The sequence below is a fragment of the Pseudomonas sp. GW823-FHT02C02 genome (assembly GCF_058797635.1).
Genome location: NZ_JBXAJV010000022.1, coordinates 23,102 through 36,174 on the forward strand (window position 1 = coordinate 23,102; position 13,073 = coordinate 36,174).

Below are 13,073 nucleotides of genomic sequence, written 5' to 3' on the forward strand. Positions count from 1 at the left end.
CGCCTTGCAAATCAAACCTTAATCCGTTTAAACCACTGATTCACGCGCTCGCACTCAAATGCCGCTGGATCAAAAGCATCTCCATGCCATTCAACCATGGCGTCATGCTCTGGATGATTGGAGTTGGCCATCGCCTCCAGAAAGTCCTCATAACCAGGCCCGCCACCAACGTCTTCCGGTGGGCAAGCGTTGGCGCCCTCGATGCAGTACGGCACCTGAGGACAGACAATAGCGGGTAGCGTTTTTTCGACCTTGATGCTGTGATGCCAACGGTCACCAAAGTCGTAGAGATAATTGAATGTCCGCTTTCCGTTCAGCGCCTTGATCAGCGTTTTACGGGCTTCCGGGTTCACCGTCGGCCCCCAGCCATCAGGGTCGGGAATACCGTAATTCTCACCGGCAATTTCAAACTCATGCAGATGGCTATCACTCCAGCCCATCACGACCTGGATGACATGGTGCAGTTAGCCCAAGGTGATGTTTTCAGGCACCGCGAACCGACGCCAGATCGTCGGAGTGATCTACTTCAGCTCAATGCGCAGCAGCAACAGGTCGGGGGCGGGTTTGGGTAAACGGACAGTTTTAACCATGGATCAGGCGGCCTCGCAGTGTTCAGTGTGGTTCAAAGAAATGTTCCAGGGCAGCAACTCGCTCACCCGAGTGATCGGGTGCTCGGCAATGTGCTCAAGCACGTAGGTCAGATACGCCTGTGGGTTCAATCCGTTTAGCTTGGCAGTACCCACCAGGCTGTAAATCGCAGCCGCTCGCTCTCCGCCAGCATCGGAACCGGCAAACAGGTAGTTTTAGCGATTATGCGAAGCTTGGCATAAGCGCAATTATCCGCAGTCGGAAATTATGTCGGGTATGCAGCAGTGGTGGCGGCGCGCCTGGCTGCCCACCACTGCCGACTTTGCATAATTTCAGAGACTTTCCAGAAACTTCAGCAGGGCGTCAGTCGGCGCTGATAGCGCGTGCGCTTGGATTCGGGTGGGCCGATGGTGGCAAGCGCATGTTCCTTTATGGCCAGATTGGCTTCAACATAACCGTGGGTGGTGACTGGACTCTACTGGAAACCACCGAAAATTATGGCGTGTCCGAAACGCGCCAGTAGACCCGTAAAGCAGGCGGACTATGCGATCACAAAACCGGGCACGGGCGAACTGAGCATAATTTCCGACTGCGGATAATTGCGGCCCAGCGCGACGGCGCGCAGGGCCCGCTCGGCGGCGTTGTTGTCGATTTCGATTCGGCCGTCATCGCAGAAGCGCGTTAAAGCCTGCCACCGGTTGAGGGCATAGAGGATTGCACCGCCCAATGTCGACTTTTTCGACAACTGAGTCAGCGTCTGGTTAAGCCACGCGTGCAGGTGCTCCAGAAGTGGACTTGCCCGACTTTGCCGAACCGTTTTTCTCTGATTAGGCGGTTGTCCTCGGATCTCGCTTTCGATGGCATACAGGGCCGCAATCCATTGCAGCGCCTCGCCAGCAAGTGGTGAAGCCTGGTCTTTGTAGACATCGTAAAACTTGCGGCGGGCGTGAGCCCAGCAGGCGGCTTCCTGAATGGTGCCTGTCGCATACAGCTGAGCAAAACCGGCATAGCCGTCAGCCTGCAAGATGCCGCTGAAGCGCTTGAGATGAGCGCGGGGATGCTGGCCTTTGCGATCCGGCGAGTAGGCAAACCAGACCGCCGCCGGTGTCGAGTCACCGGCAGGTCGGTCGTCCCGCACGTACGTCCACAGGCGAGCCGTTTTGGTCTTGCCGTTGCCCGGCGCAAGTACGCCAATCGGTGTGTCGTCGGCATGGACTTTATGGCCGCTCATGACATGGCGCTCAGGGCGCTGTTCAGCGGTCGCAGTAATTGACTGCTCTGGCCGACCCAGTCGGCCAGGGTTGAGCGCTCCAGCTCCACGCCCTCACGGGCGTAGATTTCGGATTGCCGATACAGCGGCAAATGGTCAACAAACTTGGAGACCAGCACGTGGGCCAGTAGCCCAGGGCCTGCAAGGCCTCGGGCTATCGGGTGACTCGGTGCCGGCACCTGAGCGATGTGCTCACAGCAGCGGCAGACCAGCTTGGGGCGGACATGGCGAATCACCTTATAACGCGCCGGCACATATTCCAGCACTTCGGCCACGTCCTCACCCAAATGGCGAAGTTTCCCACCGCAACCAGAACATTGTGATTCGGGCTGATGGACGTGCGTTTCGCGAGGCAGGTGTTCAGGTAATGGCTTGCGCCGAGAGACAGGGCGAGGTGGCGGTTCGGTTGGCGGCGTCAGTTCGGTCTGGCTGACTTGCAACTCTTCAAGACTCAGTTGGAGCTGATCGATCATGGCGTCCAGTTGTTCGGAGCTGCGACCGAACTGCATACGACGCAGCTTGGCGATCATCATTTTCAAGCGCTCAATCTCTGCCCGCTGGGCAGAGACCAGAGCCTTCGAGGCTTGAAGATCATTCGGCAAGGAGTCGGTCGCGAGAGTCATGACCGAATGTTACTGGGGATTTTTTCAGCGTGGCAAGTCAGATCGCGAGAACGGGTGCTGTACGAATTGGCCTGCGCCAATCAAAGCCTTCCAACAGCATCGACAACTGCGCAGTCGTCAGCGACACACTGCCGCTGGTTGCTTGCGGCCAGACAAAGCGTCCTTGTTCCAACCGTTTGCAAAACAGGCACAACCCGTCGCCATCCCACCACAACAGCTTGATCCGATCACCGCGCCGTCCGCGAAAAGCAAAGATCTGACCCGAGAAAGGATCGGCTTCCAGTTGAGTCTGCACAATGCCGCCAACCCATCGAAGCCACGGCGCATGTCCGTGACACCAGCGGCGATCCAGATACGTGTTCCAGCGGGAGGAGCAATCATCGCAGTAACTGCTGCAAGATGAGTTGCAGGGTCGGCAGATCAGGCGTGCCAATGATGCGCAGCTTGGCTTTTCCCGCCTCAACAACGATCACGGAATGACACTCTGGCGGTGACTGAATGACTTGCGGTAAATCTATTGGCGCCTCGATCACCTGGACAGGCAAAAGCGTAGCACTCTGGCTGATCGGGCCGAACAAGCCCTCTTGATATTGCTGCCGCCAGCGAAAGACCAGGTTGGCATTGGCGTCATGTTCGCGAGAGATCAACGACACGGAGGTGCCAGACTGGAACGTGGCTTCGACAACTTTGCGTTTGAACTCTGGCGGGAAGTTGGGGCGGTGACCCGGTCGACGGGCTGGGGCAATAATATCCAAGATAGTGTCCACTAAAAAATGATGGACGCTATTTTTGCTGATTTTGGAGGCTCTCAGGAGTGGGTACTGGCCGGACGGTTACGCCTGTCCATCAGGGTGGCTGCAATATCACATACGAAGTGATTGATCTTACAGATGGCCGTTTCGAAGAGAGGAAAGCAATTCTGGAACCCCTCATTGATACGGTCATGGCAGCCCTGAATCTGGCCCGTCGCTAGAGTCCGAAAGTCTTCGCGTACGATTTTTTCCGAATTCTGTAGGCTCCCCTCGCACAGGCCAACAAAAATGCCCGGATTGCCTGGGCGCTGTTGGCCCATGACCGCAGATTCCGACCCGGCTACACCCCTGACGTCGCAGGGGTATAGCCGGGTCGGTGGAGTCAGGCGATGATGCGTTAGAAGGAGTACTTCCAAGGTTGCCTAGGCAATCATGACGTGATGGCAAGACAGGTCGGACCGGGATCGGGTAACTCTGCCCTCTCACAGGCGCTTCGAGCGCGTGGTGGTGATAAGAGCCCGATCAGCGAATTCCATCAGGGACAGAGGCAGAGCCTCACAAAAAGTCCGGATGTATGGCTGCAATCTCAACCCCGCCTGTGTCGGCACGAATTGAAAGCTCGGCAAACTGGGGGCGTCGATGTACGTGAGAGGACGGCGGATGTAAATCCGCCTCCTACTCGATCCGGTCAAAACTCGAGGACAAAAAAACGCCCGACAACTTTAAGTGACGAGGTGAATCGAGTGTTATGAACCCCTCTGACAGCAGCGTAGCTGCTAGCCGCCTCGTTGACGACACTCTCCCGCGACAGTGTACTTAACCGTATTTAGCTGCCCTTCTGAATCTTCATAGGTCATTGCGGCGGGCACTACTGCACAGACTTTCGCAGGCCGCACCACACTAATCACCTTTACAACATCCAACGCCATCCCGTACTCGTATTGCTTCGCCACAGGGGCGTTTTTTCCCTGGCTAATGGCATACTGCTCCATAGCTTTAGCATTAGCAGCCATCATCATTTCAAAGGCCTTGTCTCCACCACCTTCCGCCAATATGCTTGATGAAGTCGCCAGAATCCCAGCGAAGGTGATAACCTTTAAAAAATTCATATCCAATACCTCCTAGAGTTACAACAAAGGATATCAACCAGAGCATTGCGATGGCATGGCGCTAGGATTACGAATATGTAATAAAGCAGCTAAATCGGCATAGGGGGCGGCCTTCATAGGCCGCTCCCCTGCCACACCTCCCGGCATGCGGGTCCGCACCGGGCGGTTCGAGAGATTGAGGTTATGAGAGTAGCACCAGACCCAGCCTGTCGAACCACGCCACATCCAGCACTCGATTGAGCTCAAAGCGGCTGTTACGCCACCAACTATAAGAGTTAGCTTCCACTTTCCGGGCCGTTTGGCTGCTGGCTCCCAACGCTCTCAGCTCGCGGTAAATCGTCGGACCGCGCCTCCATTGTTTAAGCTGGATTGCCCGCAATCGGTGTCGCATCCATTCGTCCAGCCCTCGCCAGACTTTCGGCGTTTGCGACAACCCAAAGTAAGTTTTCCAGCCCAAAAGATAAGGGCGTAGACTCTCGACAACTTGTCGCAGACTGCGACCGCCTGAGCGACGGGTGAGTTCGCGTATCCGTTGCTTGAACTGCTTGCGCGCCTTGACCGCTACTGTTCTTTTGACGCCCAGAAAGAGTATCCAAGAAACTTGCGACCCAATGCACTCGCCACCGCACTCTTGCTCTCGTTGACGCTCAAGTGCAGCTTTTCATACAGACGTTTCAGCAAAGCCATCACCCGCTGCCCCGCCCTTCGGCTGCGAACATATACATTCGCATCGTCGGCATAACGCACGAAACAGTGGCCTCGACGTTCAAGCTCCCGATCCACTTCGTCCAGCAGCACATTCGCCAGCAACGGCGACAGAGCGCCGGCAACAATAGAGCAAACTCTCGGATAAAATGGGGGCTGCGCATTGCCAGGGAGAGTTTTGCTCCGAGGTATGCGGGATGCCCCGACGTCGAGATTGTTCTCGTCATTGAGGTCATCGCCCCCACTGACGGGAGACTTCAGTCATGAGCCGAAAACCACGGATCTGGCGTATTCGTCTGGCTTTTGAGCCAAATCGATTCTCTTGTGAAGAGCTCGAGAGGGTCTACGAGCAGCTAAAACCGACAGAAACGCGGACTTCCTCAGAGTTGTCGCAATCCCGGTCCCCTGTGAAAAAGCATCGTACTGCCAAGCGAGGTGAGCAATGAGCCAGGCTGTGATGGTGGCGCTCTATGCCCGGGTATCCTCTGACCAACAGGCTAAACGCGGCACGATTGAAAGCCAGATTGCCGCGCTGATGGAGCGGATCGTGGCTGATGGCGCCCAAGTCGTTGAGGACATGTGCTTTATCGACGCCGGCGTCAGCGGCGCGACGCTGATTCGCCCACAATTGGAACGGCTCAGAGACCGCGCTGCACTTGGCTTGGTAGATCGTCTCTACGTCCTGTCCCCAGACCGGCTGTCGCGAAAATATGCCCACCAGGCATTGCTGATGGAAGAACTATCGGCGTGCGGTGTACAGGTCGTGTTCCTCAATCATGCCATTGGCGTCACGCCAGAGGAGTCGTTGCTGCTGCAGATGCAGGGCATGATCGCGGAATATGAGCGTGCCAAAATCATGGAGCGCAATCGTCGCGGCAAGCTTCATGGAGCCAGACGCGGCAGCATCAATGTGCTGTCGACTGCGCCCTACGGTTATCGCTACATTCGTAAGCAACTTGATGGCGCACCCGCACAGTACGTTATCGACTTGGCGCAAGCGGCGACGGTCAGAGCCATCTTTCAATGGATTGGGATGGAGCGCCTGAGCATTGGCGAAGTGGTGCGTCGCCTTACCGCAACAGGCACCGTAACCGCCTCAGGTAAACCGTATTGGGATCGCAGTACCGTGTGGGGGATATTACAAAATCCAGCCTATATAGGCCGGGCCGCTTTCGGTAAAACACAGGCGCGTGATCGCTTACCTCGGATACGCGCACAACGCCACAGTGCCGAGGTGCCCAAGAAGGGCTATTCAACCGTACGCACGGATCCAAGTCAGTGGGTCGAGATATCCGTACCGGCAATCATCAGCGAAGGGTTATTTCAGTCGGTTCAAGAGCAACTTGCTGAGAATCGAAGAACGCGTCAGAGCCGTCATGGTGCTGTTTACCTGCTTCAGGGCTTGACCGTTTGCGGGCATTGTCACTACGCCTATTACGGTAAAAAGGTCAGCAAGGCAGCGGCCAAAGGCCAACGTCGGGACTATGCCTATTATCGTTGCATTGGAACCGATGCCTACCGCTTTGGTGGCGAACGTGTCTGTGACAATCAGCAAATACGAACGGACCGTCTTGATGAACTGGTGTGGCAGCAGGTTGTTGAGCTGCTCGCCCACCCTGGAAGGCTAAAGAATGAATATGAACGTCGGCTGGGAATCCTCGAAGAAAAAGAAAAAACAAACCCTGACACTGCCGCACTGGAACGACAACGACTGCAACTCGAGAAAGGCAAGTCGCGGCTCATCGATAGTTATGCCGAAGGTATGATCGACAAAATGGACTTTGATCCAAAGATGCGAAACTTGAAGAGCCGTCTGGAACAGCTTGATCAGCAGATTCAGGACTCACGGCGTGGGTCAACGCGAGCTGTTTCTCGTAATTAATCGTCTCGAAGAGTTTGCCGCTGCTGTCCATGACCGATTGGGTACTGTCGATTTCGTCACGAAACGCGAGATTATCCGCGGCCTGGTCAAACGTGTCGAAATTCATAAGGACGAAATTTTGGTGGTATTCCGGGTTGATCCGGATCCCGGGTTCAACGCCAGCGAGACGTCGACTGGCTCCGGCACCAGAGAGAAAAGTATGCAAGATCGTACGCGGCGTAAGCGGGCCGCCTTGCGGCGCCCCACAGCGGCTTTTCTCGACCACGCCATTGATCAGCGTCCCCGCATCCAGATACGCCCGAATCAGCCGGATAACCGCCCGATCCGCAATCCGCTGCGTAAACGGCCCATCAAAATATCGTGGTCGACCCGGTCGAAGAACTTCTCCAGATCAACATCCACCACCACTTTTCGCCCCGAGGACACATGCCGCTAGCCGCCAAAACGGCGTCCTGCGCGCAACGTCCCGGGCGAAAGCCGTAGCTGTGTTCACTGAAAGTTGGATCGAGGAGTGGCTGCAAGACTTGCAGCAGCGCTTGTTGGATCAAACGGTCGGTGACCGTCGGAATACCCAACTCACGTTGACCGCCGTCAGGCTTGGGAATGACCACACGCCGTACCGGACTGGGCCGGTAGACACCCGAAAGAAGCTCTGTTCACGAATCGCTGCCCATTGGCTCAGGAGATGTTCGGCGGTCTGTTCAATATCCAGACCATCGACTCCCGCTGCACCTTTATTGGCTTTGACCCGTTTCCACGCCCGTTTCAGGTTTTCTCTCGCAAAGGCCCGTTCCAGCAACCCTTGCCCTGCGTTGTCGGATTCATCTTGCGGGCGATTGACCTCGTCGCTGACGGGACTTCTCACGGCTTCACCGCTCGTTATCTCCATCCGCCCCGCGTTTGGCAGGCATCTGACTTCCGGTCGTTCGCATCAACATGGCCTATAACGCTTTCTCTCGTTCGGCCCTTCATCAAAAAAAAGACTACTACGGCCTCTGCTGACTTCTCGCTCCGGCTTGCACCGTCACCCTTTCAGGCACGAGGCGAGATCTCCCCAGGTAAGAACGCAATCCTTCCCCGCGCAACCGCCGGATTTACGTTACCGCCCTTTGACCACAAGAGCTTTTCGATTTGTTGCCCGCTCGCCTTGGTCGGCATCGCCTTATATCCAGTGCTTGTCCATCGGCTCGCGGTTTCGATTCACGCTTCCTCCCCACACTCGGTCGCCCTCATGCAGTTGCGCTTCGCTTCGTTCGCTGTGGTCAGCTCACGGCGGGACTTTCACCCACAAGATTGCGCCCATGCTGGGCGCACAACAAAAAACTCGCCACCGATTATCGATGACGAGCTTTTTATCATCGATACTACTATCTGTCTTTAGTCGTCTTATCATTAGCATCACCTGACACCACCGGGGCCTTCTTCCCTTCTCTCGCTACATACTTCTCCATTGCCAGATCCTTCGCCGCCATCATCTTCTCAAAAGTTCTATCCCCCCCGCCTTCCGCCAAAGCGAACGAAGAAAGGACCAAAGCGCCTGCGAGAAGAAATATTTGAGTAAGTTTCATTCTGACACCTCATATAGATAACGCTAGTAGGGTATCAATCCGAACCTGTCATCATGGTGGCGCTCAGATTACATATCCGTAATTATTACTAGTATAAAAACTCGCTACTGAATATCAGCAGCGGGCTTTAAAACCAAAAGAACTATTCGGTTGTTGTGTTTTCTTCTCCTGCTTCATCCTCATCTCGACGGTGCGCCCAGTGATATAGCGCAGGCAGTATTAACAGGGTCAACGCAGTTGAGGACAGGATGCCCCCGATCACAACGGTAGCCAGTGGTCGTTGGACCTCTGCCCCGGTACCGGTGGCCAGAGCCATAGGAATAAAGCCAAGGGAGGCCACCAGAGCCGTCATCAACACTGGGCGTAGCCGTGTTAGGGCTCCCTCATTGATTGCAGAGCCCAACGAATGCCCCTCCTCTCGAAGATTGCGGATGAAAGCGATCATCACCAAACCGTTCAGCACCGCCACTCCCGACAAAGCAATAAAACCAACACCCGCCGAGATCGACAGCGGAATATCACGTAGCCACAAAGCCATGACTCCACCCGTCAATGCGAATGGAATCCCGGTGAACACCAACAGACCGTCCTTGAGATTGTTGAACATCATGAACAGTAGGGCGAATACCAGAAGCAGAGCCACCGGGACTACGATCTGTAGGCGTTTGGCCGCTGATTGGAGTTGCTCGAACTGCCCACCCCAGTTGATCCAATAACCGGCCGGTATCTGCACCTCTTGATCAATGGCGCTGCTGGCTTCCTGTACAAACGAGCCGATATCTCGTCCACGCACGTTGGCGCTGACGATCACCAGACGCTTTCCGTTCTCACGACTGACCTGGTTCGGCCCCAGCACCAGATCGAGAGTTGCCACTTCTGAAAGGGCAATGAAACCAATCTGATCGTCATTGCCGTTGAGCAGCGCCGGCACTGGAATCAGCAGTGTGGACAATTCCTCGAGATCCTTGCGCATGGCGTCGGATAAACGCACCACCATGTCAAAGCGGCGGTCTCCTTCATACATCGTGCCGGCTTGGCGGCCACCGACCGCCACCGCAATGGTGTCTTGTACATCGCCAACGTTCAGGCCGTAACGAGCAGCTTTGTCACGGTCGATGTTGATGGTCAGTACCGGCAACCCCGTCGTTTGCTCAACCTTGACCTCGGAGGCGCCATTGATCTTCTGCATGGACGCGGCAATTTTCGCGGCGGTGCTGTTCAGCACCGCCATGTCATCACCAAAGACCTTGACCGCCACATCACTGCGCACGCCTGAAATCAACTCGTTAAAACGTAGTTGAATAGGCTGGGAAAGCTCATAGTTGCTACCGGGCATAGCGGCCGCAGCTTTCTGGATCTCGGCAATCAACGTCTCCCGGGATTTATCCGGATCAGGCCATTGATCCTTCGGCTTGAGCATCACATAACTATCAGAGATGTTCGGTGGCATTGGATCGGAGGCAATCTCTGCGGTACCGGTACGAGCGAACATCCGCTCGACTTCAGGCACTTTTGCCAACACAAGCTTTTCCAGACGCTGCTGCATTTCTACCGATTGCGTCAGACTGGTACCCGGTACGCGCAATGCTTGCAGGGCAAAATCCCCTTCGCTGAGGCTCGGCACAAACTCACTGCCCATTCGACTGGCGACGACCCCGCATCCCGCAATGACGCCCAGTGCCATGGCGAATGCCAGCGATCGATGGCTCATGACCCAATCCAGTGCGGGTGCATACGCCCGTCGCGCCCCTCGCATGACCGCGTTCTCCTCTTCCTTCACCTTGCCAGTCACAAACATGGCAATCGCCGCAGGAACAAAGGTAACGGACAGCAGCATGGCGCCCAACAAGGCGATCACGACGGTAAACGCCATGGGATGGAACATTTTCCCTTCGACGCCGGTCAGGGCAAAAATCGGCAGATACACGACCATGATGATCAACTGACCGAAAATCAGCGGGCGGCGGGCTTCCTTGGCTGCGGCAAACACTTCATGCATGCGTTCGGAGCGTGTGAGGATACGGCCATGATGCTGTTGAGCATGAGCCAGACGCCGGATTGCGTTCTCGACAATCACCACCGCACCGTCAACGATGATGCCGAAGTCCAGCGCGCCAAGACTCATCAAGTTAGCGCTGACTTTGTTGGTGAACATGCCGGTGAATGTGAATAGCATAGCGAGCGGGATCACCATAGCAGTGATCAGCGCCGCGCGAATGTTGCCCAAGAACAGGAACAGAATCGCGATCACCAGGATCGCACCTTCAATCAAGTTCTTCTTGACCGTGGCAATCGCCTTGTCCACCAAATTGGTACGATCATAGACGGTGACCGCCGCCACCCCTTTAGGCAGCGAACGATTGATTTGCTCCAGCTTGAGAGCAACATCCTGAGACACGGTTCGGCTGTTCTCACCGATCAACATGAACACCGTACCGAGCACGACTTCACGACCGTTCTCGGTAGCCGCACCCGTGCGCATTTCACGGCCGATATCCACGGTCGCAACGTTCTTAATGCGAATAGGAGTGCCGTCGACGTTGGCCATCACGATATTGGCGATGTCGTCGGTGGTCGCTACTTGGCCGGGCGCACGAATCAGTAACTGTTCGCCGCTATGTTCGATGTAACCGGCACCGACGTTGGCGTTATTCCTCTCCAGCGCTGTCACGAGGTCAGTCAGCGTCAGCTTGTAAGCCGCCAGACGTTTTGGATCGGGCGCAATCTGGTACTCCTTGGCGAACCCGCCAATGGTGTTGATTTCGGCGACGCCGGGAACGTTGCGTAACTGAGGTTTGATAATCCAGTCCTGGATCACTCTCAGGTCCGTCGGCGTATAGGGACTACCGTCTTCCTTGACGGCACCTTCTTCGGCCTCGACCGTCCACAGGAAAATCTCACCCAGGCCGGTAGAGATCGGCCCCATGACGGCTTCCACGCCCTCGGGCAGTTGTTCCTTGGCCACCTGCAATCGCTCATTGACCAATTGCCTGGCGAAGAACAGGTCGGTGCCTTCCTTGAAGATCACCGTGACTTGCGACAGGCCCGAGCGTGAGAGCGAACGCGTCTGCTCAAGAGCGGGCAGGCCGGCCATGGCGGTTTCGATGGGGAAAGTGATGCGCTGCTCGGTCTCCAGCGGTGAGAAACCTGCGGCACCCGTGTTGATTTGCACCTGGACGTTGGTGATGTCGGGTACGGCATCGATCGGCAGCTTCTGGTAGCTGGCGATGCCGAGGCCAGCCATGAGTAGAACCGCGAGCAGCACGATGATGCGTTGCTCGATGGCAAATTGGATCAGGCGTTCGAACATGAGAACCTTCTCGTGGAAATGGCGGATCAGTGGGCGTGTTCAGCCGAGGCTTTACCCAGCTCTGATTTCAGAATGAAGCTGCCGGCAGCAGCGACTTGAACACCGGGCTCCAGGCCCTCTGTGATCTCGACCAGCCCCGCCGCACGGCTGCCTATTTCCACCGGCTGCGCCTTAAACCCGTCATCAGTTCGAACGAAAACAGTTGGCTTATCCTCGACCGTCTGGATTGCGGCTTCTGGCACTGCGACTTTCGCTTGCCGGGTATCGGTGTCAACCAGCACGGTCACGAACAGCCCGGGACGCCAAGCGCCTTGCGGATTGGCCAAGGTCACACGGACCGTGGCGGTACGGGTCTGCTCGCCCAACAAACTTCCGACGTAGGCCACGGTTCCCGTGACTTCGGCGTTCAACTCAGGGGCACTGACCGTGACTGCCTTGCCCACCAGCACCTTGTTCAAATCCTTGGGGGAAACGCCGAAAGTTACCCACACACGCGACAAATCCGAGAGGGTGAAGGCATTGGTGGTTTCGCTGACAACCTCACCGAGGCCCAAGTGTTTCTCGACCACGACGCCGTCGAACGGCGCACGCAGCTCATACCGGTTGCCACCGCTGGCCACCGAGCTGCCACTGAGTACACTGATTTTTTGACGGGCATTGCTGAGGGCGATTTCAGCTTCTTGCAGAGCCTGACGGGCTTGAAGGAAATCTTGTTCGGCAGAGATTTTGTCCTGCCATAACTGCCGCTCACGCTCGTAGGTGGTGCGCGCCAACTCCAGACGACGTTGCGCTGCGGCTTGCTCACTACGCTGATCAGAAATTTGTTGGCTGGCGATCACGGCCAGTAGCTGACCTTTTTTCACCGGTTGGCCAAGATTGACATGTACCGACTCGACGACACCCGGCACCCGGGGCACCACATGCGCAGTGCGGTCTTCATCGAAGCGGATTTCTCCAGGAAAGGGCAATGAGAGGCTGATGTTCTGTGCCTTTGCTTCGGCCAACTGGATGCCGGCCGAGCTGATCTGCTCATCGCTCAGTGTCAGGTGACCTTCTTCCGTTTCGCCTTCGGCATGTTTGCCTTCAGCTGACTCCTTGCCAGCACCTTCGTCGCCGTGATCGTCGTGGCCCTGTTCCTCTTGGGCCAGAGCTTCGGTGGACGGTGCCGACGTGTTACCCATCCAGAGCGAACCGATTCCTATGCCCACCGTCAAGGTCAGTGCGGCGACAAGGATTTGTTTTTTATCCATGGAGACTCCCCACGCA

7 protein-coding genes and 5 pseudogenes are annotated in these 13,073 nt (G+C 56.2%); 1 reads left to right on the forward strand and 11 read right to left on the reverse strand.

Going from position 1 to position 13,073, the window contains the following annotated elements:
• Nucleotides 1–11 precede the first annotated feature (11 nt).
• From AC1ROI_RS29320 to AC1ROI_RS29350, 7 genes and pseudogenes are all read right to left on the reverse strand, one after another.
• Nucleotides 12–590, reverse strand: a pseudogene (locus AC1ROI_RS29320) (plasmid pRiA4b ORF-3 family protein).
• A 3-nt stretch (nucleotides 591–593) separates the two neighbouring features.
• A pseudogene (locus AC1ROI_RS29325) lies at nucleotides 594–803 on the reverse strand (transposase domain-containing protein); the annotation flags it as partial.
• A 380-nt stretch (nucleotides 804–1,183) separates the two neighbouring features.
• A pseudogene (gene tnpC, locus AC1ROI_RS29330) lies at nucleotides 1,184–2,481 on the reverse strand (IS66 family transposase); the annotation flags it as partial.
• A gap of 37 nt (nucleotides 2,482–2,518) precedes the next feature.
• Nucleotides 2,519–2,776 carry an IS66 family insertion sequence element accessory protein TnpB gene (gene tnpB, locus AC1ROI_RS29335; protein ID WP_347359843.1) on the reverse strand — a complete coding sequence of 86 codons (258 nt, stop codon included), beginning with the start codon at nucleotides 2,774–2,776 and terminating at the stop codon, nucleotides 2,519–2,521.
• A gap of 82 nt (nucleotides 2,777–2,858) precedes the next feature.
• Nucleotides 2,859–3,236 carry a transposase gene (locus AC1ROI_RS29340; protein WP_158244046.1) on the reverse strand — a complete coding sequence of 126 codons (378 nt, stop codon included), beginning with the start codon at nucleotides 3,234–3,236 and terminating at the stop codon, nucleotides 2,859–2,861.
• Nucleotides 3,237–4,009: 773 nt separating this feature from the next.
• On the reverse strand, nucleotides 4,010–4,342 hold the full coding sequence (locus AC1ROI_RS29345) for a DUF2790 domain-containing protein (RefSeq protein ID WP_010465912.1): 333 nt from the start codon (nucleotides 4,340–4,342) through the stop codon (nucleotides 4,010–4,012).
• A gap of 181 nt (nucleotides 4,343–4,523) precedes the next feature.
• Nucleotides 4,524–5,167, reverse strand: a pseudogene (locus AC1ROI_RS29350) (group II intron maturase-specific domain-containing protein); the annotation flags it as partial.
• 322 nt (nucleotides 5,168–5,489) lie between these two features.
• Between AC1ROI_RS29350 and AC1ROI_RS29355 the strand changes: the two are divergent.
• On the forward strand, nucleotides 5,490–6,929 hold the full coding sequence (locus AC1ROI_RS29355) for a recombinase family protein (protein WP_256580136.1): 1,440 nt from the start codon (nucleotides 5,490–5,492) through the stop codon (nucleotides 6,927–6,929).
• A 214-nt stretch (nucleotides 6,930–7,143) separates the two neighbouring features.
• Here the strand turns inward: AC1ROI_RS29355 and AC1ROI_RS29360 are convergent.
• The 4 genes and pseudogenes from AC1ROI_RS29360 to AC1ROI_RS29375 form a co-directional block, all read right to left on the reverse strand.
• Nucleotides 7,144–7,818 (reverse strand): annotated as a pseudogene (locus AC1ROI_RS29360) (reverse transcriptase domain-containing protein); the annotation flags it as partial.
• 478 nt (nucleotides 7,819–8,296) lie between these two features.
• The gene (locus AC1ROI_RS29365; protein WP_010465926.1) at nucleotides 8,297–8,497 is read right to left on the reverse strand and encodes a co-regulatory protein PtrA N-terminal domain-containing protein; all 201 of its coding nucleotides are present in this window, start codon (nucleotides 8,495–8,497) and stop codon (nucleotides 8,297–8,299) included.
• 142 nt (nucleotides 8,498–8,639) lie between these two features.
• A complete protein-coding gene (locus tag AC1ROI_RS29370; RefSeq protein ID WP_102599686.1) occupies nucleotides 8,640–11,807 on the reverse strand; it encodes a CusA/CzcA family heavy metal efflux RND transporter in 3,168 nt (1,055 codons plus the stop codon).
• Nucleotides 11,808–11,833: 26 nt separating this feature from the next.
• Nucleotides 11,834–13,057 (reverse strand): efflux RND transporter periplasmic adaptor subunit, encoded by a 1,224-nt coding sequence (locus AC1ROI_RS29375; RefSeq protein WP_102599685.1) that lies wholly within the window; start codon nucleotides 13,055–13,057, stop codon nucleotides 11,834–11,836.
• Nucleotides 13,058–13,073 lie beyond the last annotated feature (16 nt).